This is a genomic window from Reichenbachiella carrageenanivorans (genome assembly GCF_025639805.1).
Taxonomy (GTDB): domain Bacteria; phylum Bacteroidota; class Bacteroidia; order Cytophagales; family Cyclobacteriaceae; genus Reichenbachiella; species Reichenbachiella carrageenanivorans.
This window is the reverse complement of record NZ_CP106735.1, coordinates 3255172-3277488: the sequence shown is the minus strand read 5'-3', so window position 1 is coordinate 3277488 and position 22317 is coordinate 3255172. Positions and strand designations below refer to the sequence as shown.

Below are 22317 nucleotides of genomic sequence, written 5' to 3'. Positions count from 1 at the left end.
TAAGTAAAAATACTGATCATTGACTCCCAACGACCATAAATCTCTTAAGAACCTTGGCATGCCAAAGCTTATCCCTTAAATTCAAAAACAACTCTATCAAAAACAAAAAAACATGACCAAAGCTTCTGACTTATTTGTACAAGCCCTCGAAAATGAAGGTGTAGAATACATTTTTGGAATTCCTGGAGAAGAGAACTTAGATTTTCTCAACTCTCTAAAAGATTCAAAAATCAGACTAATATTGACTCGTCACGAACAAGGTGCTGGTTTTATGGCAGCCACCTATGGGCGACTCACAGGCAAGCCAGGTGTATGCCTCTCCACACTGGGGCCTGGAGCAACCAACTTGGTCACTCCTGCCGCCTATGCCCAGTTGGGTGCCATGCCTATGCTCATGCTTACGGGTCAAAAACCAATCAAAAAAAGCAAACAAGGCCGTTTTCAAATACTCGATGTGGTGGATATGATGCGCCCCCTCACCAAGTACACCAAACAAGTGGTAAGTGCCAACAACATCCCCTCTATCGTCAGAGAGGCTTTTAGAATATCGTCGGAAGAAAGACCTGGAGCTGCGCATATAGAACTCCCAGAGGATGTAGCTGCTGAAATGGCAGACGAAACTGTATTTAATGTTCCAGAAGTACGCAGACCCGCGCCTGATCCAAAAGCGATCAAAGAAGCCATTCAAATGATCGAAGCCTCTAAAATGCCCTTAATTCTAATTGGTGCTGGAGCCAATAGAAAAAGAACTGGCAATGCATTGCTCAAGTTGATCGAAAAAACAGGCATCTATTTCTTTGACACCCAAATGGGCAAAGGCGTAGTAGACAATCGCCACGATCAGCACTTGGGTACAGCTGCACTTTCATCCAATGACTACCTGCACTATGCCATAGACAAGGCGGATTTGATTATCAATGTAGGTCATGATGTAATCGAGAAGCCGCCATTTTTCATGGAGCATGGCGGCAAAAAGGTCATTCATATCAACTTCTTTTCGGCAGAAGTAGATCAAGTGTACTTTCCTGACCTAGATGTATTGGGAGATATTGCAGCTTCAGTTTGGGAAATCATGGAAGGTGTATCAAAGCAAAAACACTGGGATTTTAGCTTTTTCAAAAAAGTGGACGAAGAAGTGGAATCACACATTTCTAAATACTTCGAAGACGACAGATACCCGATGCTCCCACAACGTATCGTAAATGAAATCAGAAAACTCATGCCATCTGACGGCATCGTTTCGCTCGACAATGGGGTTTACAAAATTTGGTTTGCACGTAACTATAAATGCTACGAACCCAATACGCTGCTACTAGACAATGCACTAGCTACCATGGGGGCTGGGCTTCCAGCTGCTTTGGCTGCCAAGCTCATTCATCCAAACAAAAAAGTGATCGCAGTCTGTGGAGATGGTGGGTTTATGATGAACTCCCAAGAACTAGAAACTGCAGTGAGAGAAAAACTGCACGTAGTAGTGATCATACTCAATGACAACGCCTATGGCATGATCAAATGGAAACAAGAAGGGATGGGCTTCGATAATTTTGGGCTAGATTATACCAATCCTGATTTTGTGAAATATGCCGAAAGCTATGGTGCTTATGGTCATCGGATCGAAAGCGATAAGGATTTCAGTATTACCTTACAAAAATGTCTGAATACAGAAGGCGTGCATGTCATAGACTGCCCCGTGGATTACTCGCTCAACCATGCCATACTCAATGTCAAAATCAAAGAAAAAGCCGAAGCATTATAAAACCAAAACCTCCAAAATAATATGTCTACATTAAAAATATTTGCCCCCTTTGATCAATCCTTGATCAAGGAAATCCCTTTGGCCGACAGCCAACAAATGCAAACAGCCATAGATCAGGCACATGAGCTATTTCTAGACCCATCTCAATGGCTACCTAAGTACAAACGAGTAGAAATACTCGAAAAAATAGCTATACTAATGGCAGAACGGTCTGAGGAAATCATCCGAACATCAACGCAAGAAGGGGGTAAACCTTGGATGGACACCGAAGTAGAAATGACACGTGCCATCAATGGCGTAAAACTTGCCATCGAAAACATGGGACATCTAAAAGGCGAAGAAGTAGCCATGGGACATACTGCTTCTTCTGCCAATCGCATGGCTTATACGATGCGCGAACCTATCGGAGTCGTGGCCTCTGTCAGCGCATTCAATCATCCCATCAACCTGATCATTCATCAAACCATCCCTGCCATAGCAGTAGGTAGTCCGGTCATCATCAAACCTGCCCCTACTACTCCACTCACTTGTTTGCTATTGGTGGAGCTATTCGAGGCCGCTGGCTTGCCCAAAGGCTGGTGCACAGCCATGCCCTGCAACAACGACGTGGCTGAACTACTAGTTACTAGCCCAAAGGTCAACTTCTTCTCCTTTATCGGCTCAGCCAAAGTAGGCTGGTATCTACGATCCAAACTAGCACCTGGTACTCGATGTGCACTGGAGCATGGCGGTGCTGCTCCTGTGATCATAGAGCCAGATGCAGATCTCTCTTCGATGATTCCAGCCTTGGTGAAAGGGGGCTTCTATCACGCCGGGCAAGTCTGTGTATCTGTCCAAAGGATCTACGTACACGAATCTATTACCGACCAAGTCATAGAAGAAATGGAATCTCAGGTAGAAAGTCTAAAATCTGGAGACCCACTAAATAAAGATACGGAAGTAGGACCTCTGATTTTGCCCAAAGAAGTAGACCGTGTACATGAGTGGGTAGAAGAAGCCAAAGCCAATGGAGCCACAATCATTTGTGGTGGCAAGAAAATTTCTGATACTTTTTATGCTCCTACTCTATTGCTCAACCCCTCAGAGGATAGCAAAGTTTCTTCACAAGAAATATTCGGCCCTGTCGTCTGCCTTTATACCTACAGCAACCGAGATCAAGCCATAGCCAAAGCCAATAGTTTGGCTTACGCCTTTCAAGCGTCTATCTTTACTAAAAATATAGACATCGCACTAGATACCGTGAAAAAGCTCAACGCTACAGCAGTAATGGTCAACGATCATACTGCCTTTAGAGTAGACTGGATGCCATTTGGCGGTCGCGATGCGTCAGGCTTGGGTTTAGGCAGTATCCCTCACTCCATGCACGACATGACCAGAGAAAAACTTATGGTAATCAAAAGCAGTATATTATAAATCCACTAAGCCCATGTACAAACTATTCATCCTGAGTTTTTTCATCTCTACTCAGGTTTTTAGTCAAAGTTTGTCGACACCAACTGATTCTACACAGTCTTTCGAACTCAAAGTCATGCCTTACATCAATTATGGCAGATCACTCGGCGCAGCTTTTGGCGTCATGCCCATGGCTATGTATCCTATCAACAAAAAAGACACCGTATCTCCTGCTTCGATGACCAGTTTACTCGGCCTGTACACAACCAATAAAACTTGGTTCACCATGTACTTTCAACGACTATATCTCAAGGAAGACCGCTGGCGGATCACCTCCTATGGCGGATTTGGTTCATCCAATTTTCAATTTTATGTAGATATGCCTGATGCAGGTTTTATTGACTACAATACGCAATCTCGATTTTTCATCATATTGGTAGATAGAAGAATTGCTGGCAATCTATTTGGTGGCATACGTTATTCTATCAACAAAACTAATACAGCCTTTGATGCAGACATAGAAGATAGCGGCACACTTCTTCAAGGTCTAGGACTTAAATTATCCTACGATAATAGAGATCAAGTATATTACCCTAGAAGTGGGCAAAAAGTCAACCTAAAATGGACCACCTACCCATCTTTTATTGGAAACGAGTTTGTTTCAAACAAAATAGAAATCGACTACAACAAATACATATCAATGCCCAATAAGCGTGATATACTAGCGGCCAGAATTTATACTGGGATAGGAATAGGCGATTTATCCTTTCAGCAGCAATTTATCGTAGGTCGTACAGACATAAGGGGTTATTCTCAAGGCAAATATAGAGGCAACAACAAAATGGCCATACAAGCAGAATACAGATGGAATATTGGCGAAAAAATTGGATTCGTTGGATTTGCTGGATTGGCCACCGTATGGCAAGCCATCAATGAAGAAGATAATGGAATAATACTCCCAGGAGGTGGCGCAGGATTCCGCTACACCGTATTTCCCAAAAATCATATGAATGTGGGACTAGACGCAGCCATAGGAAAAGACGATTGGAGTATAGCGTTCAAAATTGGAGAATCATTCTAAGTTTAGAACCTTTGCCAATCGATTGCTATAAGTATATTCTCCTATATGAAAATTTAGTGGTTCCGCTTATTGCCTTACTCAAGTTCAACACACTACTTTTGTGAAAATTATTTTTCAATAGGAAACCCTGCGGGCAAATAATAAATTTAAAACTTGGTTTGTCTTTCTATATTTTAGGCTAGGCAAAACCAAAACCAACATAATAATGAAGCTAAGCAATCTGATTAAATTCAACTTTAATATCGGACGCAAAATCCGTATTAGTTTTTATGTGCTTATTGGTGTAATCGTATTCAACGGTCTATATACATCCTACACGCTCAATAACAGCATAAACCTCCTAAACAAAGTCACTAAAGACGTCTACCCTACACTCAACACGTATGGTGATTTCCGCAATTTGATAAAAGACAGTAAGGCCTATTCTACCAACTGGGTATATGTAAGTAGGTATGAAAAAGACAAGGAAAAACTCCGTACCATTCATCTGGAGACTTACCCTGCAATCAAAGAAAAGCTACTTACTATCACTTCGACAACTCATCCCGAAGAAGCAGAAGTAATCGGCAACATCATCACTTCATTCGAAAGTATACTAAATGATCAGCGCACAATCATGGAGAGTCTCAATTCGGCACTAGCCTACGAGGACGCCATGACTTTGTTTGTCTGCGAGGATCTGGTAGAAAGCAACATTATACCTACCAGTGACGAATTGATCGAAAAACTGGATGCGACCATGGCGCTCAAGTCTGACGAGACCAATCAAATCAGTACTGACATGGAAGAATCATTTTCCAACTTAGGTATTGCCATTTTAATCCTAAGTTTAGTAGGTGCTGTATTTGCACTAGTCATCTCGAGCTGGTTGTCACGAAACATCACTGTGCCTATTAAAATATTACAAGATAAAATAGCCCAAATCCGACTAGGCGTAATCCCTGAGGCTATTAATGTGATAAACAATGACGAAATAGGAGAAATGAGTTATGGTATCAATTCATTGATTCTTGGGTTCAAAAGCTCCTCTGAGTTTGCTAGTGAAATCGGAGAAGGCAACTTAGAAGCGCACTTCGAAGCACTAAGTGAAGAAGATGTGCTTGGTCATGCGCTACTCTCTATGCGAACCAATCTCAAAAAAGTAATCAACGAGACCAATGAGGTAGTAAAAGCGGCAGGAGAAGATGGTAGACTAGACACCAGAATCTCTACCCAAGCCAAGCAAGGTGCATGGCTTGAGCTCAGCGAAACGATCAACCACTTGCTACACTCTATAGCAACGCCTATCTTAGAAGTAAATAAAATCGTAACTGCCTTGGCTGATGGCGACCTTACACACAAGTACTTACTAGATTCTAAGGGAGACATCTACACACTAGTAAGCAACCTAAACAAAGCAACTAGCAATCTGAATAACCTTCTAGTACAAATCACAGACAGCGCCATAGTGGTAGAAGAAGCCTCTACCGAAATGCTCAACGCCAGCGAAGAAATGTCTGCCAATACTGGAGAAATCGCTTCTGCTATTGGGCAGATGAGCACAGGAGCTCAAAATCAGGTGGTAAAAGTAGACGAAGCATCCAACTTAGTAGAAGGCATCAGAAACTCATCCAACGAAATGGGTAGCAAAGCTGCCAATATCAATGAAGCTGCTAAATCTGGGGTAAACAGTAGCAAGAAAGGAAAAGAAATGGTAGACAATGTAGCCACTACCATGCAAGACATTTCCGTCTATGCAGTAAAAACCAATGACTCGATTAAGGTATTGACACAGCGATCTGAAGAAATCACTAGGGTATTGGGTGTGATCACAGAGATCGCTTCACAAACAAACCTATTGGCCTTGAATGCTGCCATCGAAGCGGCACAAGCAGGCGACGCTGGCAGAGGGTTTGCTGTAGTCGCTGAGGAGATCAGAAAACTTGCCGAGGACTCTAGAAGCTCAGCCAGACAAATCGAAACACTTGTAGCTGATGTTCAAAAAGATACAGAGCAAGCCGCTCAAGTGATGGAAACTATGAATACCAGTGTACGTGTAGGTAGAGAAGCCTCTACCGAAGCTTCTGAGGTATTCAAAGAAATTGCAGATTCAACTACCCGAACCTTATCCTATTCAGAAGAAATTGTGAATGCCACACAATCGCAGCAATCAGACATTGGAAAAGTAGTATCCATTACCGAATCCGTAGTAGTGATTGCAGAACAAACAGCAGCAGGAACTGAAGAAGTAGCTAGCTCTGCCACTGAACTATCTTCTGGAATGGAAAACTATAGCCAAAAATCAGAACAATTGACCCATGTTGCCACCGAACTAAAGGAAAGCATGAGCAAATTCAAACTTGCTAAAAACGAAGCATAGTCTGACCACAGATTATTCAAAAATAAAATAATTATCTATGAAGCATAACAAATTAATCATTGGGATAGTTGTCGCCTTAACCTTCGGCCTATTCTACCCCAGTCAGGCGCAAGAGAGCAAATTCAAGGCCTTGTTTATATACAAATTTGCAGAGTATATCGAGTGGCCATCTGGCAACAAGAATGTAACCGTAGGTGTAGCTGGCAATTCGGATGTCTATCAAGAACTTTCAAATTTTGCAGCAACGAAGGGCAACATGACTGTCGTTAACATCAATGCCCCTGCTGATGCCAACAAATGCAATATTGTATTTCTACCAAAGTCTCAAGACAAACAAATCAGCAGCTATGATTCAACTATAGGCGGTAAAAGCATTTTAGTCGTATCAGACAACAGCGACATGGTAGGCAAAGGCTCAGACATCGGTTTCTACCTAGAAAGCGGAAAACTTCGGTTTTTGATCAGTGAAAAGAGCATCAAAAACAAAAAAATGATCCCTAGCTCCAAACTACTGGCTCTAGGCAAGTCTATCTAACCCCACATATCTAAAATTTCAAAACCTGGCATTTTTCATTACCTAAAATTAGGTGATGCGGGATGCTACACGCAAAACAATAGTAAAATGAAGCTTACAAACAAATTTCTAATTGGCAGTATATTCTGTATGAGTATACTCATGAGCCCCAATCTATACGGGCAGGAAGATGATAGCATATTCGACATGTCGCTCGAAGACTTGATGAATATCGAAATCACTTCAGTATCTAAAAAAGCAGAACGACTACAAGATGTGTCTTCTTCTATCTACGTGGTGACATCAAAAGACATCGAGCACTCTGGTGCTACTACTCTACACGAAGTACTCAGGTTAGTACCTGGCTATTGGGGTGTACAAGATGAATATTCTAACGCAGAATCTAACATTCGCTACTCACAAGTAACAAATGGTCTGACAGGAACCGTACTTTATTTGCTAGATGGTACGCCTATTCAAGACTTGATGGCTTCTTCTTTTTCTTTCAGAAACTTCGATATTCCACTAGACGAAATCGACAGAATAGAAGTAATCAGAGGGTCTGGAGGAACAATCTATGGTGCTAACTCGGCCACTGGTGTAGTAAATATCTTCACAAAAAACCCTGATCAATACGACGGCATCAATGCTCGTGCAGAAGCAGCCTCTGCGGGGTATGTAGCCACTAGCATTAGAGCAGGCGGAGCTATCAGCGAAGACTTCTCTGTATCAGGGTACGCCAAAATGAGATTATTCGATGGATTTGGCTCACTAGCTGGCACAGACCAGAATGGTAATCAAGTGATCGCCAACAGCAGATTTACCGAAGACTACGACAACATCGACATGTACAGTTTTGGTTTGAAAGCCAAATACAAACTGAGTGAAAATGGCACACTGTCGCTAAACTCTCACTTCAACACTTTGAAAACTATAGACTACAGCAGCTACTATGGGAGCGACTTTGCATTAAGTGGGGATGACGTCTTGGTACAACAAGATGTAACGGATAATCGTCTGGTAGGCAACCTGAGGTACGACCATACTTTCAGTGATAACCACAGCCTCTTTGTAAGAGCATCTACTAATATCGAAAATAACTTCCAAAAACTGGCAGGCGGTTTTGAAGTATCCAACGGTACATATGACTTTGAAATACAAGACAATATCTCACTAGGTGATTTCAATGATTTAAGTGCAGGTATCAACTATCGTATCAACAAATTCGATGTGCATAATATCAACAACCCTAGTAGTGTCAACTATAGCGATCCACAAAGTTCAGAATCTTTGAAAGGCGCTTTTATTCAGGACAAAATCAAATTAGCTGGAGGGAAAGTAAACCTCCTACTAGGTATCAAAGCAGAAAATTACTCTTTGGTAAACGACGAATATTACCTCTCTCCAATGGCGAAGATCAGCTATCTACCAACTGAAAACTGGACTTTCTGGGGTGGATTTACACAATCTTTCAGTACGCCAGGATTCAACAACACCAACATTGACTTGTTCTTGTACCAAGCTCCTACTGATGCCGAATGGAATGGCGCTGCGACACAGGTTGTCTATCAAGATGTCTATGACACAGCCATATCTAATGGAGCAGACGATGCTACAGCTACTGCACAAGCCCAAGCTTTTGTAACCTCGCCTACTGGCCTAGGTACGATCACTGCCACAGAACAATTCATGAAGAGTCAAAATCCACAAGCCACCACAAGTACTGCAGTAAAAAATGGTTCTCACACGGTACCTACTCGCTTCAGAACTTGGGAAATAGGCTTTAGAGGCAATATCGAAAATCAGTTGACCTTCGAGTCCAACTTTTATCACACAACAATAAAAGATGGTATTGGAATCTCCCCTGATGAAGCCGCTACTATTCAGGAATCTACTACCCAGCCAGACAGAATGGCTTTATACTACCTCTATGGCAACTATGTACAAGGGACTACCCTAGGTACTGAGAGTACAGTGAAGATTATCCCTGTAAATGGGGTTGTCTTTGAAATGACACACTCATATCTACAGTCTACTTGGGAACAACAAGAAAACCCTGATTTCACCACCACAGGAAGAGACTTGACTCCATCGGTATCTAAGGTACCTTCTCATATATTCCGATTCAAAGGAGATTTTGAGTTGCCTAAGCAGATAAACCTAAGTGCAAGTATGATCTACGGTACACAGTTCAACACGCAGGGTAAATATCTTGTAAACCAAGAGCGGTTTGAAAACATAGTAAAACCTGATCCGAATGCCGTAACGATAGCTCCTGACAGTGAACGTACCATCATCAACTTGAGAGTAGAGAAAAAATGGCTCGACAGCCAATTGACAACCTACGTATTTGGTAATGACATTTTCAACGAAGGCATCGAAGCCAACACCAGCCCAGTGTTTAACGTAACTCGTAGTCAAATCGGCGCGATGTTTGGATTGGGGTTAAATTATAAATTGAAATAAAAGATCATTAGGGTCAGACCCTAATTTTTATTGAGGGGGAGAATTGAGGAGATAAGCCATTCCGATGTATCGGAATGGCTTTTTTATATCTTCATTTTTCAGCATATCGGTTTAAATTAGCGCCAGCAAAAAATTAACCTCATGCCTAAAGCCACCAAAGCCGACGAATCCCTGATTGTTGATATCATTGCAAATTCATTTCCCTCCAACCCTAGCGTACGATCCATACTCAAAAATGACAAAAAAGAACCCCAACGTATGCGTTGGTTGGCCAAGTATGTATTCAAGACTGCACTCAGGCGCAAAGCTATTTTTTTATCTACCGATCGCACAGGCGTAGCCATCTGCTATAAATTCAACAGCCACAAAGAAAACCTCTTAGACTACTGGAACCAGCTCGTCTTGGCGATCACCGCCATAGGTATTGAACGGATTTTTAAAGTAATAAAAAGGGATCATTATGTCAAAAGCAAAAGACCAGCCTCGGGAGACTTTCTTTACTTTTGGTTCTTTGGCGTAAGCGATGCAGGCAAAGGTCATGGTGCTGCCCATGAACTAAAAAAAGCCGTCTTTGCAGAAGCAGAGAAACAAAATCTTCCCATCTACCTCGAAACTTCCATCGCCAAAAACAAACGAGTATATGAGCGATACGGTTTTGAAACCTACCATACCTGGGACTACAAAAGCGAAGGAATCACACTGTGGTTTATGCGCAGTAAGTAATTTACGCATATACCCTAAGAGATTCGGAGAATACCCTATTGATCCCCTAATCAAATGAATACATCTTTGCATCATAGAAGAATCAATTGATCAATCCTATATTTCAACTGCTATCTAAATTTAACAATGAAATTATTAATATCTGCTTTGCTTTGTATGTCTATGAGTGTATCGGCTATGGCCGACGAATCAGACAAATTTAAGGCACTCTTAGTCTATAAATTTACAGAATATATCGTATGGCCCAACAGCCCTGCGGTAATCAAAGTAGGCGTAATGGGCAACTCCGAAGTCTATGAAGAATTGGTAAGATTTGCAGCACGCAAAGACGACTTAGAAGTTGTTAAAATCAATAATACAGAAGATGCCGATCAATGTCATTTGGTCTATTTATCCAAAGCTCAAGGAGGACTTATCAGACCTCTATATGCTGCATTATATCAAAAAAGCATTCTCTTGGTAAGTGAAGACAAAGCTCATATTCAAAAAGGTGCAAATGCGGTAATTTTTCTTACCGATGGCAAACTGAGCTACATCATGAATGAGCAATCGATCACAATGAAAGGGATGACTCCTAGCAAGAGGCTAGCCTCTCTCGGGCAATCGTTATAGTTACTTCAAGGCTTCCTTCCACTTGGTCGTGAAGCCTTCGCGTAAAGTGCCTTTGTCTTTCAATACATCAGGCAGTTCAACTTCCTCAGTCACTTCTGTGGCATACCAGCTATACGCACTCCGGATGGGATGCTTCTCATCAGTCTGAAAAAAATCGTTTCGATTTGTAATAAGTTGTTTTTCGTTTGACAATGAAGTGTAAACTTCTGGACCCAAAAACATTTTGATCTGAACGGGTTTATCCCCACTCACGCTTCCCTCATTTCTATCATTCCACTGTAGATGAAATAGCATAACCATATCCACAGTTTCCCATATCTCTGGCTCCACTTCTATGGTCGCCTGAATTTGGTTATCTACCTGTACAAAGTCTAACAGTTTTGCCCGATAGGCAGTACCTACTGGCAATATGAATGTAGTATAAGGAGGATCGCTCGCCATGAGTAAAATCGTTAATAAAAATAAACAAAGTTTCATATCATTCGAAGATAGAAAAAAATACCAACTCGTGCTCAATCATTACTACGGATGTATTTGATGTTTATATGAACGATTGTGCACCGCTGCATTTGAAAATTTTAATTCTTTTGGCGACAATATATAAAAGCCATGAGAAACACGATTACGATAAAATACCTATTGGTCTTGACCACAACCATCTCCTTGATCTCCTCTACTACCAAGGCAGATGATCCATTGTCTGTGATCAGAGCACGAATGACAGACAGTAATTTTAATATCGATGCAGACAAAAGAGCTGTGCCTACCAACACGACAGACGTCACAAAACTGCTAGCTTCATATGCCAAATTCAACACCAACGGCAGCTACAAAACGGACTTACCAGACATCTCTGAGTCAGAAAAGGAGAATGCAAGTGCTAAGTTTGACCTACACAAAGCCTATTTAGTAGATTTGGCCAACGTAGCCGTTCTTTACGGCTACAACACCTACTATCCCAATAAAATCCCTTCCGAGCACAATGGAAAAGAGGAATACAAAACGCTCGTCTACAATTCTTTAAAATGGTATTTTGCCAATAAACGCCCACCCAAAAGCGTCTATCACGAGACATTCAGCTATCATCCACACAACGAAAACCTAACAGGCCTTCTGACCTATATCGGCATGTTGTTGTACAATGATTTTCATTCAGACCGATTGAGTGACACTACGATTCAAACCTTGTTTGAAGACATCATAGACTATTGCCATCATGTCATAGTAGACAATCCTCAGAGCCGAGGACCAAACTGGGCCTTTAGATATGGCAACGCCATGCGCCATGTGGTATTCAGCAACAGCTCCACCGAAATGGATATTTATATGGCTGTAAATGATGCCAGTCTTGATTTCGACCCTTGGGCTATCAACGGCACTGATGGTGTATGGCCAGACTGGAGTCTTACCCACCACGGAGATGAAAACTACTGGGGCATGTACGGAGTTTCTTGGCTTCATGATGTGCTAGCACTAGGTGAAATAATCAAAGGAACCCAATGGGAATACAAAACGGAAAAAATTCAATTTGTAGAAACATCGATCATAGAAGGTTTACAATGGATATTATACAAGGGCAACTGTGAAATCACTACTGCACCAAAAAGACTCTCCTACTGGCTGGAACGGACCGATTATATAGCCGAACAAGTCATAGAAAATCTTGAAGTACTGGTGGATTTATATGGAGACAAGCTCGCCAATAGGAGTCAGATCGAATATTTGATAAACAACATAGACCCCTCTTGGGAAACATCCAGCAAGACATATAATGAAGTACAGGGACACAAGTACTTCTGGAATACAGAATATCAGGTACACCGAAGAGACAACTACTCGATTGCTGTACGTAGAACCTCACAACGTGTAAGAGGTCCTGAAGACAGTTCTAATTCCGACGTCAAATGTCACCTTCACTTCGGCAGTGGCTATACATCAATCCTGAGAAGAGGCGACGAATACCGATTGAGCAGACTGGGGCTAGACTACCAAACAGTAGCTGGTACTACGACAGAGCGTAATGGCATTGTCAATGCTGGTAAGTCTGCTGCTACCACTCGAGGTATTTCTTTATTCTCTGGCGGTGTAGCAGATGATAAATTTGGAGCTGGTGCCATGGAAATGAAGCTTGGCCAATACACAAACGGCACATGGGTACCTATCAATGGTGCTGGTGCCTTGAAAGGAACCTTCTTTTTCGAAAAGGAAATGGTATGCCTTGGGCAAGAGGTGAAAAGAATTAAGACTGGATCGGATGAAATCTGAACTACACTCAATCAAATGCAACGTGTAGGCGATATCGTATATTCCGTTGATGCGAGCGACGCGCAAACAATACCACTCAACGAAACCACAATAAAAGATTTGACCATACAAACCCAAGGGTGGGTATGGCACGATGAAGTGGGCTATTTCATAAAAGCCAAAGCAGCAACCCAAATAAAACTACTCGGTGAACGACGTGTACTGAATCCATTGCTAATGCAAGACAAAGACTACAAGAATGCCATCAGTACAGAAGACAAAAACCTAGGTATGATCAATATGTTTCAGCTAGCTATTAATCATGGTATAAATCCACTTGGCGACAGCTACGAATACAAAGTGGTGCCTGACATTTCACTAGCAGATTTCAAAAACTATGTGAGGGAGACCTCCTCTGTTACGCTTATCAATTCTAGCAACATACAAGCCGTATATCACCAAGCGGATCAAGTCCTAGAAGCTGTTTTCTATGAGCCAGGTACATTTACCTATGGAGAAGGACAAGTAGTAGCTGTAAACCAAAAAGCTATACTGATGCTACGAGAATCCGATGGAAAACTCTACGTATCCGCTGCCAATCCTGTACACAGGGGGCTTAAGCCATCGTTTGTATCAGGATCCAATACGACTATTGGTGAGCTTCCTAGTACGCCATTGCAAGTCACACTAAAGGGCTTTGACATTGAGGGGGAAGCTGCTGGTACGAAAATAGTATTGCTAGACCTCCCTACCGACAGGGCATACGAAGGAGGTACAGTAACCGAGACATTGACCCTACTATCTGATGGTGGTTTAGGCAGTATCGAAGTTCCTTATTTGGATGGAATAAAAATCGACAACGTAGAAATAGAAGGTTTCGATCCTAAAAAACTCTACTATGTGATTGCGCTAGATCACTCAGACCAAGTCTCTGTAGCAGGACTGACTAATGAAGCCTACACCATAAGTACTATCGAAACAGAAAAAAACACCTGGAATATAGTAGTCAGCCATGACGGCGTGTCTACTACTTACAAACTTCAGCTTGAAAGACCTGAAACCATATTGGGCGAAATAACACCGCTCCACCAAGCCCGCGTGTACCCAAACCCTTTCGCTGACTATATACAAATCGAATCCCCTTATCCTTTCCAGAGAGCCAGGATCTATTCTGCTAATGGACAACTCGTTTCCTCCCATGATCTAGCCAATGGAAGCCAAGTCTCCCTTGCTCTGCTCCAACCTCATTTGACCTATTATCTTCAACTGATAGGTGATGGCTATAAAGAAACCCATCAACTGATTAAAGAATAAACGTAATATTGGCATCTAACTGGGGCAAATCTCGAAAGGAATATTTTAGATAAAGAGTAGTCCCATCTACACTTTTGGGTTAATTATATCACACAGCATGTGTGTAAACAAAAAACCCTGAATAGATAGCTATTCAGGGTTTTAATGAAGGCGGTTACCCTAACTACTCCTTAATCATTTTATGATAAGTTATTTTACCATACTCTTCTATAGACAGTATGTACATCCCAGAAACTAAGCTAGAAGCATCTATTTTAATATTTGTTTTATCATATTCTTCAATATAATATTCTTGACTAAAAATTAATCTGTTTGCTTGGTCGACCAACTGGATTTTAGTTCTGTTATTGGTATTGATACTTATGTTGATTTGATTCTTGAAAGGATTAGGGTAAGGCTTCTGATTTACCTCTACCACTTTTTCATCATTTTGCTTGTTCCACATTCTAGCACTAGAAGTAGCTACTGGCACCAAAGACCAATGCCCTGAATAAGCCCCTTCAAAAATACTACTCCGCTGCGCTACACCCCATAGGTTTTCAATATGAATATAATCTGCACCTTGCCACCTGTTTCGAATACGGGTATAGCCTTGGTAATCCTCAAAAAACCAATGAGCACTCCAATAATTGGTAGCCACACTGGTACACTCTATCGTTGCCCATAGGCTTTCAATATTTATATAATGACCTGTGCTCACATTTTGAATGAGTGTGTGATTATCAATTGTGATCAGTTGCCATTGGTATAAAGAATCGCTACTCATGCTAGCATAACCCACTTCATTGCCTGCGTCATACAAATATGTACCCTGCCACCTATTTACTAGATAATAAGAGGGGCTTGGCTGGATGACAGGATTTACGGTAAGTTCAAAGGTATAAGTGTTTCTACACCCTAGACTATCTAAAAGAGTAGCTGTGTAATTTCCAGAATGAGCTACTGATAGGTTGGATAAATGAATTACTCTATCCTGAGAAGTGAATTGACTAGGCCCTGTCCAACTCCAAGAACCAGTAGTTGGAGATCTGGGATCAAAAGCAACTGTATCTCCTGCGTTAAGTAACACTGAATAAACTCCACTCTGTGCCAAACCACCATTAATCTGAACATAAGGAGTAATAACTGGCACTGTACAAGCCCCTAAATCATATATTATGTTTTCGGACAAAGCGATGGATGAGCTGCCATCTCCTGCTATAAACTCAATCATGGCTTGTTCCAGTACGGCATAATATATAACTGAATCTCTAGCATTGGATTCGATAAGTGCTGCCGCTTCATAAATTTTGGTTGTCGCATTGAGCAAACCACTATTTACAGATGTAGTACCTCCTTTAAACTCGGCAATGTTTGCAGCTGTTTTTAATACATAGGTAAATCCATCCACTGTATTCGGTTCTATTTCTGTGCCTTCGTTCCAGTCATTCCATGTCTCTATAATCACCCAATCCAAATCCGCACTGTTGGCATGAACCAGATCCCAAGTATCTTCATAGGTTGCACCAGCCCGTCTATCCACCCAGCGGTTTTGGCCCCAGCTAGCCTGTCGATCATCAAACCCCGGCCATACGGCTCCAGTACCAAAATTTATTTCACTTCTAGTTTTCATGGTCTGATAGTACCAGTTCAAATACCCATTACCCCATTCAGAACCATCAGCGGCATACCCCTGAACCCAAGGGTAATACGAATCAATGACTCCTGAGCCTATGTTAAAATCAATTTCATTTCTTAACAAGAGCGGTGTTTCAGTTGTAAAAACATTTGATACCGCATTTCTATAATCATTGGAAGATAAATACCCATTATAATTCCAAATAAAGATTGCAGGCTTGCCATCCTTGTATAAATAATTGCTTGTCTCAGGTAGTATTTCATCTCTTAGAAATTGTAGTTCTGCTTCAGCTGATTGTTGTGTTCTATCCTGATCATCATAGCTCACGCCTATACTATAATCAAAACCTGGAGAAAGATCTGTGATTCTTTTTAGCGAAGAAAAAATGGACTTAAAACTTGATTCATCATATTCGGTTCTAACATTGACAACCATTCCATCTACACCGCAAGCAGAGGATAACAAAATATGATATAAATGAGTAGCCCAAGACTGGGAATCATAATAACCAATGAGAGGCTCCTGAGCCGTACCGTAGTCCCAATGTCTACCATTTTGCCCAGATCCAAACCATCCCATATAGTGTATATAGACTTTATTGTCCCCACTTCCCAAGGATCCATTAGCTTGGGTAGGCCAAATGAATATGAAACTTAGAAAAAGTAATAATAAAAATTGTAGTCTGTTTGTTTTCATACTAATGTAGTTTGTTTAAAAAAATAACTTAATCGTTAATCGGTGGCTAATCCGATTATGAATTTTCCAGCTACTCAAAACGCATTCATTTAACCGATGGGATCAAGAGCCTTTTAATTCTTTATTGAAAAGGTAGCTTAGTAAGCTATTTCGATATTATGCTTTAAAGTCGTAAAGTGATACTCTTATGAAGAGAACATGCCTAATCATGATAACCAAAACCGTATACACCTAGGTTGATGAATTGAAAGCTACCACCTCTCCTATCAAGTTTGTTCAGAACAACAAACCACTACATTTCTCCGAATACCTACAGTGGATCGAGTAATTCTATCATTACTAAAAATGAAACCCTACGAGTTCACCACCCCCGTCCTATCCGAGTTTACCGATAGTATATCCAGCTTGACCGATTGATGTAGTGCGTCCTACTTGATACCTCGTACTATTGTATCATCATTATAAACACAAAACAAATGTCAAGACACACCACTCCTCACACCTCGCAAACTGGCAGCTCAAGATCTAGCATCCTGGGCATCCTGCTCATCATCTCAGGCGGCCTGTTTCTATTGGACAATTTCAATCTGATTCCTTACGAAATTTCGGACTACCTCTTCAACTGGAAAGGCCTGATGCTACTCATCGGCACCGTCTTTCTGACCACCAAAGACAACAAAACCCCAGGCCTCACCCTGCTCGTCGTGGGAGGTTTTTTCATCCTCTCCGATGTGATGTCCTACGAATTTGGCTGGCACTGGTACGACACACGCAAACTCTTCTGGCCTGTACTTCTGATCATAATAGGGCTGGTCATAATAAGCCGAAGAGGTAATTCCGAGAAAGCCAAAGGCCACATTTTCGAAGCAGATCACGAGTCTAGCAAAATACCCAACGACAAGGATCACCTCAACATCACTGCAGCACTAGGCGGTGGGGATGTATCTATCCAGTCTCAAAATTTTCAGGGAGGAAAAGTCACGGTACTCATGGGCGGCGGCACCTACGACCTGAGCGGGTCTGACCTGGCCGAAGGCACCCAGGAGATCGACCTTATGGTCCTGATGGGTGGCGCCAATTTCATCGTGCCTTCTGATTGGAATGTACGCATCGAGGTCACTTCCCTATTCGGAGGCTACAGCGACAGCAGAAAATTCAACGCAGAAACACCGACAGACTCTACCAAAGAACTGCTCATCAAAGGCACTGTACTATTCGGAGGTGGAGAAGTAAAAAACTATCTCTAAAAACCTAAACTCAAAATAGACCAAAGTGAAGCTGTCTCTGCAAGTGAGACAGCCTCCTTCTATTATAGACAACAAGCATGGTCTATAAAATTTCAAAATCAAATCTACTGGTCGTATCTTGTAGATCAGAACCAACAAGCAAATGAGACAAAACAAAAAAGAAGATAGATCCTACCTCATGGGGGTAGCACTTGTGATACTTGGCGGCATCTTTTTGTTGGGCAATTTCGGTCTCATACCTGAGGAGATTCACAACCTGGCCTTCAACTGGAAAGGTATCATCTTCGTGATAGGCATCCTCTCTATATCCACCAAGAGCAACAAATACCCTGGTGCCATCATGATCTGCTTGGCTTTGTATTTCATATTTGGTGAATACCTGTGGCAAGAGTTCAGAATCAATATCGGCTTGAGCCAAATCTTATGGCCAGGCATCTTGATCGGGACTGGGATTATATTATTAAACAAAAGAAAAATAGAATTTAAGCGACAGAGCTCAGGTCACTCCTTCGACTACCTGAATGATGCCAACATCCTCGGCGGTGGCGAAGTCAAGGTACGATCTGATCAGTTCAAAGGTGGGCAAGTAACTGCCATATTCGGAGGATCTAGTTACGACCTGTCTGGCTCCAGGTTAGCTAATGGACAGCACACACTAGAAGTATTTGCCTTATTTGGCGGCTTCACTTTCGTGCTTCCCACCGACTGGGAGATCCACCTAGAGACCACCGCTATATTTGGCGGTGTCACCGACAAACGCAAGTTTACAAAAAGAACCGAATCAGGGACTGGCAACACGCTTCACATCAAAGGCTTTGTACTATTTGGTGGGGGAGAAATCAAAAACTACTAGCTCTCGGCATGATTAACCCTATCCTCAAAAACAAAGAACACCTACTGGCTTATTGCCTATTTTGGGTTCTACTCACCGTCATCCAAACCATGCTCCTACATTGGGGGTTTGACTTACCGTGGTTTCACGCCCTGACAGAGGCCGTAGTATATTGTTTGGATTTCGCTCTATTAGGCTTGAGCATTTGGTTTATTGTCCGCTTCACAGGGCTTGAGTCTGGCAGTCTGTGGAACACCCTCACGACTCATTTGGCTACCGCTACAGCTTTGATATTCGTGTGGATCGTTACCTCCTACGCCATATCGGGTTATTTGCTACAAATCCCTGGTGATATACGCTCTGCATCGGTGACACACTTGTGGTGGCGCGTTTCCATTGGCAGCATTTATTATTTATTGGTCGCCTTGATCTATCATTTATTGATTTTTTACCAAAACTATAAAGAGAAACAGATCAAAGAAATCGAGATGCAATCGATCATCAAAGAGACAGAACTGAGCATGCTCAAAGCCCAGATCAATCCACATTTCATTTTCAATAGTCTCAATTCGATCAGTTCGCTGACCCTTACTCGTCCCGAAGACGCACACGAGATGATCGTGACTTTGTCGTCATTTCTACGCTACACGATCGGCCATGCTGAGACGGAGTTGGTATCCATCAGGCAAGAGTTGGAAACCATCCAACTATACCTAGCAATAGAAAAACTTCGCTTCGGCAACAAACTAGAAGTGACCTTCAAAGGCACTACAGACATACCCGAGACAGTAAAACTTCCCAACCTCATCCTGCAACCACTCATAGAAAATGCAATCAAATACGGCGTGTATGAAAGTACCTCCACCAGCCGTATCCTAGTAAAGATGGCTTTCGCCAATGAGCTACTACAGGTATCTATTCTCAACAGTATCGAAGCAGACACTGTGGCCCACAAAGGCAAAGGCATCGGACTTAAAAATGTACGGGGGAGATTGCAACTCATCTATGAAAGTAGCGACTTGCTACAAGCCGAAAAAATAGACAACCAATACCGTGTACAACTGACTATTCCACAAATAGACCCTAACCCAATAGCACCATGAGCACCTACAAAGTAATCATCATCGACGACGAACCACCTGCTAGAAATGTGATCAAACATTTCCTACAATCACACGAGGATTTCGAACTGGTAGGAGAAGCTGAAAATGGCTTCGACGGACTAAAATTGATACAGTCGCTACAGCCCGATTTGATTTTCTTGGACATACAAATGCCCAAACTCACGGGGTTTGAGTTATTGGAGTTGATCGATGAGCCCCCAGTCATCATCTTCTCTACTGCCTACGATCAGTATGCGCTCAAAGCCTTCGAACTCCATGCGGCCGACTACCTGCTCAAACCTTTCAACCGTAAGCGGTTCGACGATGGCCTAGCCAAAGCGCTCTCACTCATGAGCAGTCCCAAACCTGCCATGCCTACCGAATCGCTTGTACAAGAGTATTTGCAAACGCCTACCCATCGTGTGGTGGTAAAAGACGGCTCCAAAATTAACATCATCCCAGCAGACGATATCATCCGTATCGCTGCGCAAGACGATTACTCAGAGCTCATTACCGCCAAGGGAAAACACCTAAAGAAGCAAACCATGAAACACTTGGAGCAGGTGCTAGACCCTAAGAAGTTTGCCCGCGTACATCGCTCATCGATCGTGCAGGTATCACAAATCGCCAAAATAGACAAGTATGGAAAAGAAACGCATCTGGCACAGCTCAAAAATGGCGACGAAGTGGTAGTAAGTGCGTCGGGCTATTCCAAACTCAAAGAGCTTCTGGGTTGGTAATGCTTGATCCCTGCTTGCCGAGCTGATACGGTTTTCAGATGCCCCCTATACTCAGCATCTTAGAAATGCCAAATCAAGAGCAAGTCTAACGGATTTTTTCTTTTCCAATTCAAAAAAATCAGTGTCGAAATTATCAGATTTGTCTAATTTATAATCAACACATAACCAATCAAAAAACATGGAAAGTGAAAAAACAAAAATGCTGACAGGAAAGCCTTACAAGGCCTTCGGAGAAGAACTGCTCAACGAACGACAAGCGGCCAAAGAACTGGTCTTCGACTTCAACCACTACCGACCCAGCGAACTCACCAAACGCAACTATGTCATCAAAAAACTATTGGGCAAAACCCACGAAAACTTCTTCATAGAACCACCCTTCAGGTGTGACTACGGCTACAACATTGAGATCGGCGACCACTTCTATTCGAATTACAACCTCATCATCCTAGACTGCGCCAAGGTCACCATTGGCCACCATGTACTTATAGGACCGAATGTAGCCCTCTATACCGCTGGCCATCCACTACATCACGAAAAAAGAAATGAAGAATACGAATATGCGCTCCCCATCACTATCGGCAACAACGTCTGGATCGGCGGCAATACCGTCATCAATCCAGGCATCTCGATCGGCGACAACACCGTAGTAGGCTCTGGCAGCGTAGTGACCAAAGATCTCCCTGCCAACGTAATCGCCGTAGGCAACCCATGCAAGGTACTGCGAGCCATTACCGACGCCGACAAACCGTACTGCTACAAGGGGCAGAAATTTGAATAATTACTTTCGGTTTTGATTTTCATTATTCTCCCAAAAATCCCTTTAATTGCACCAGAATTTTTAATTCAACAGGAGCCCATTCACTAATAAAAATTCAACTCATGAAAATCCTTGGAATCGGAAAAAATTACGTAGAAAGCGCAGATCAAATCAGCGAAAACAAAACGGGACATCAGATCATCTTCTCTAAACCAGCGTCTAGTTTGGTCACCGACAATAAAGATGTAGTATTTCCTAGCATCACAGAAAACCTCATATACGAAGCAGAACTGGTAGTGAAAATCGGAAAAACAGGCAAAGACATCGCACTAGCGGACGCCAACGGTTACATCTCCGAAATCGCCATTGGCATCGACTTCACCGCCAAAGACGTACTGGGCGAATCTCGCGACAAAAAAGGCCCTTGGGACCTAGCCAAAGGTTTTGATGGTGCTGCACCTATCTCAGCTTTCAAACCAGTAGCTGACTTTGCAGATTTGACCAATATCAACTTTGATTTGAAGATCAATGACAAGCCACTACAAGATGGCAACACCAGCTTGATGATTTACAATTTTGCAGACATCATTGCTCATGTGTCTAAATTCATGACATTGGAGCCGGGCGATCTTATATTCACTGGCACACCAGCAGTAGGCGTAGGACAAACCTTCAAAGGCGATCACTTGCAAGCTTCTATTGAAGGCGAATTGCTACTCGATTTTAAAATGGTTTAATCTGGATGATGCATTAAGGACTTCGTGATGAGCGGTTAAAAAGCGATAAATCAGGAAGTTTTGCGAAGAAAGCATAGCACCGCTATGGTGATGAGTAAAACGAAGCGTCTGATTTTGAAACTGTTT

The 22317-nt window shown here is 42.3% G+C and carries 17 protein-coding genes and 1 pseudogene; 16 read left to right on the top strand and 2 right to left on the bottom strand.

Annotated elements, in window-relative coordinates; genetic code table 11:
* The first annotated feature begins 112 nt into the window (after window positions 1-112).
* The 8 genes from N7E81_RS13105 to N7E81_RS13070 all read left to right on the top strand — a co-directional run bounded on the left by N7E81_RS13105 (window position 113) and on the right by N7E81_RS13070 (window position 10903).
* The gene (locus N7E81_RS13105; protein ID WP_263050040.1) at window positions 113-1756 is read left to right on the top strand and encodes an acetolactate synthase large subunit; all 1644 of its coding nucleotides are present in this window, start codon (window positions 113-115) and stop codon (window positions 1754-1756) included.
* Window positions 1757-1777: 21 nt separating this feature from the next.
* On the top strand, window positions 1778-3169 hold the full coding sequence (locus N7E81_RS13100) for an aldehyde dehydrogenase family protein (RefSeq protein ID WP_263050039.1): 1392 nt from the start codon (window positions 1778-1780) through the stop codon (window positions 3167-3169).
* A gap of 13 nt (window positions 3170-3182) precedes the next feature.
* Complete coding sequence (locus N7E81_RS13095) at window positions 3183-4229, top strand: BamA/TamA family outer membrane protein (RefSeq protein WP_263050038.1); 1047 nt, start codon at window positions 3183-3185, stop codon at window positions 4227-4229.
* Between the two features lie 205 nt (window positions 4230-4434).
* Window positions 4435-6588 carry a methyl-accepting chemotaxis protein gene (locus N7E81_RS13090; RefSeq protein WP_263050037.1) on the top strand — a complete coding sequence of 718 codons (2154 nt, stop codon included), beginning with the start codon at window positions 4435-4437 and terminating at the stop codon, window positions 6586-6588.
* Between the two features lie 37 nt (window positions 6589-6625).
* On the top strand, window positions 6626-7123 hold the full coding sequence (locus N7E81_RS13085) for a YfiR family protein (protein WP_263050036.1): 498 nt from the start codon (window positions 6626-6628) through the stop codon (window positions 7121-7123).
* A gap of 87 nt (window positions 7124-7210) precedes the next feature.
* A complete protein-coding gene (locus tag N7E81_RS13080; RefSeq protein ID WP_263050035.1) occupies window positions 7211-9568 on the top strand; it encodes a TonB-dependent receptor plug domain-containing protein in 2358 nt (785 codons plus the stop codon).
* A gap of 141 nt (window positions 9569-9709) precedes the next feature.
* Window positions 9710-10291 (top strand): N-acetyltransferase, encoded by a 582-nt coding sequence (locus N7E81_RS13075; RefSeq protein ID WP_263050034.1) that lies wholly within the window; start codon window positions 9710-9712, stop codon window positions 10289-10291.
* A gap of 126 nt (window positions 10292-10417) precedes the next feature.
* Window positions 10418-10903 carry a YfiR family protein gene (locus tag N7E81_RS13070; RefSeq protein ID WP_263050033.1) on the top strand — a complete coding sequence of 162 codons (486 nt, stop codon included), beginning with the start codon at window positions 10418-10420 and terminating at the stop codon, window positions 10901-10903.
* Here N7E81_RS13070 and N7E81_RS13065 read toward each other — a convergent pair whose 3' ends face one another.
* On the bottom strand, window positions 10904-11344 hold the full coding sequence (locus N7E81_RS13065) for a hypothetical protein (protein ID WP_263050032.1): 441 nt from the start codon (window positions 11342-11344) through the stop codon (window positions 10904-10906).
* Window positions 11345-11512: 168 nt separating this feature from the next.
* On the opposite strand from N7E81_RS13065, the pseudogene N7E81_RS19325 reads away from it, so the two are divergent.
* Both N7E81_RS19325 and N7E81_RS13055 read left to right on the top strand, forming a co-directional pair.
* Window positions 11513-13513: pseudogene (locus N7E81_RS19325) on the top strand (polysaccharide lyase family 8 super-sandwich domain-containing protein); the annotation flags it as partial.
* A complete protein-coding gene (locus tag N7E81_RS13055; protein ID WP_263053087.1) occupies window positions 13508-14461 on the top strand; it encodes a polysaccharide lyase beta-sandwich domain-containing protein in 954 nt (317 codons plus the stop codon). The pseudogene N7E81_RS19325 and the gene N7E81_RS13055, both read left to right, overlap by 6 nt.
* A gap of 163 nt (window positions 14462-14624) precedes the next feature.
* Here the strand turns inward: N7E81_RS13055 and N7E81_RS13050 are convergent, their stop codons facing one another.
* Complete coding sequence (locus tag N7E81_RS13050) at window positions 14625-16775, bottom strand: T9SS type A sorting domain-containing protein (protein ID WP_263050031.1); 2151 nt, start codon at window positions 16773-16775, stop codon at window positions 14625-14627.
* Window positions 16776-17251: 476 nt separating this feature from the next.
* Between N7E81_RS13050 and N7E81_RS13045 the strand changes: the two genes are divergently transcribed.
* The 6 genes from N7E81_RS13045 to N7E81_RS13020 all read left to right on the top strand — a co-directional run bounded on the left by N7E81_RS13045 (window position 17252) and on the right by N7E81_RS13020 (window position 22191).
* Entirely contained in the window at window positions 17252-18022 is a 771-nt protein-coding gene (locus N7E81_RS13045) for a cell wall-active antibiotics response protein (RefSeq protein ID WP_263050030.1), read from the top strand.
* 142 nt (window positions 18023-18164) lie between these two features.
* Entirely contained in the window at window positions 18165-18875 is a 711-nt protein-coding gene (locus tag N7E81_RS13040; RefSeq protein WP_263050029.1) for a cell wall-active antibiotics response protein, read from the top strand.
* Window positions 18876-18883: 8 nt separating this feature from the next.
* The gene (locus N7E81_RS13035) at window positions 18884-19957 is read left to right on the top strand and encodes a sensor histidine kinase (RefSeq protein WP_263050028.1); all 1074 of its coding nucleotides are present in this window, start codon (window positions 18884-18886) and stop codon (window positions 19955-19957) included.
* Window positions 19954-20697 (top strand): LytR/AlgR family response regulator transcription factor, encoded by a 744-nt coding sequence (locus N7E81_RS13030; RefSeq protein ID WP_263050027.1) that lies wholly within the window; start codon window positions 19954-19956, stop codon window positions 20695-20697. Before N7E81_RS13035 ends, N7E81_RS13030 begins: the two co-directional genes overlap by 4 nt.
* 178 nt (window positions 20698-20875) lie before the next feature.
* Window positions 20876-21475, top strand: a complete 600-nt coding sequence (locus tag N7E81_RS13025; RefSeq protein ID WP_263050026.1) for a sugar O-acetyltransferase — start codon at window positions 20876-20878, stop codon at window positions 21473-21475.
* A 101-nt stretch (window positions 21476-21576) separates the two neighbouring features.
* The gene (locus N7E81_RS13020) at window positions 21577-22191 is read left to right on the top strand and encodes a fumarylacetoacetate hydrolase family protein (protein WP_263050025.1); all 615 of its coding nucleotides are present in this window, start codon (window positions 21577-21579) and stop codon (window positions 22189-22191) included.
* The last annotated feature ends 126 nt before the right edge of the window (window positions 22192-22317 follow it).

Bases quoted from the DNA above. Each gene is read 5' to 3' on its own strand.
- N7E81_RS13105 (WP_263050040.1), top strand. From the start codon at position 113: ATGACCAAAGCTTCTGACTTATTTGTACAAGCCCTCGAAAATGAAGGT.
- N7E81_RS13100 (WP_263050039.1), top strand. From the start codon at position 1,778: ATGTCTACATTAAAAATATTTGCCCCCTTTGATCAATCCTTGATCAAG.
- N7E81_RS13095 (WP_263050038.1), top strand. From the start codon at position 3,183: ATGTACAAACTATTCATCCTGAGTTTTTTCATCTCTACTCAGGTTTTT.
- N7E81_RS13090 (WP_263050037.1), top strand. From the start codon at position 4,435: ATGAAGCTAAGCAATCTGATTAAATTCAACTTTAATATCGGACGCAAA.
- N7E81_RS13085 (WP_263050036.1), top strand. From the start codon at position 6,626: ATGAAGCATAACAAATTAATCATTGGGATAGTTGTCGCCTTAACCTTC.
- N7E81_RS13080 (WP_263050035.1), top strand. From the start codon at position 7,211: ATGAAGCTTACAAACAAATTTCTAATTGGCAGTATATTCTGTATGAGT.
- N7E81_RS13075 (WP_263050034.1), top strand. From the start codon at position 9,710: ATGCCTAAAGCCACCAAAGCCGACGAATCCCTGATTGTTGATATCATT.
- N7E81_RS13070 (WP_263050033.1), top strand. From the start codon at position 10,418: ATGAAATTATTAATATCTGCTTTGCTTTGTATGTCTATGAGTGTATCG.
- N7E81_RS13065 (WP_263050032.1), bottom strand. From the start codon at position 11,344: ATGGCGAGCGATCCTCCTTATACTACATTCATATTGCCAGTAGGTACT.
- N7E81_RS13050 (WP_263050031.1), bottom strand. From the start codon at position 16,775: ATGAAAACAAACAGACTACAATTTTTATTATTACTTTTTCTAAGTTTC.
- N7E81_RS13045 (WP_263050030.1), top strand. From the start codon at position 17,252: ATGTCAAGACACACCACTCCTCACACCTCGCAAACTGGCAGCTCAAGA.
- N7E81_RS13040 (WP_263050029.1), top strand. From the start codon at position 18,165: ATGAGACAAAACAAAAAAGAAGATAGATCCTACCTCATGGGGGTAGCA.
- N7E81_RS13035 (WP_263050028.1), top strand. From the start codon at position 18,884: ATGATTAACCCTATCCTCAAAAACAAAGAACACCTACTGGCTTATTGC.
- N7E81_RS13030 (WP_263050027.1), top strand. From the start codon at position 19,954: ATGAGCACCTACAAAGTAATCATCATCGACGACGAACCACCTGCTAGA.
- N7E81_RS13025 (WP_263050026.1), top strand. From the start codon at position 20,876: ATGGAAAGTGAAAAAACAAAAATGCTGACAGGAAAGCCTTACAAGGCC.
- N7E81_RS13020 (WP_263050025.1), top strand. From the start codon at position 21,577: ATGAAAATCCTTGGAATCGGAAAAAATTACGTAGAAAGCGCAGATCAA.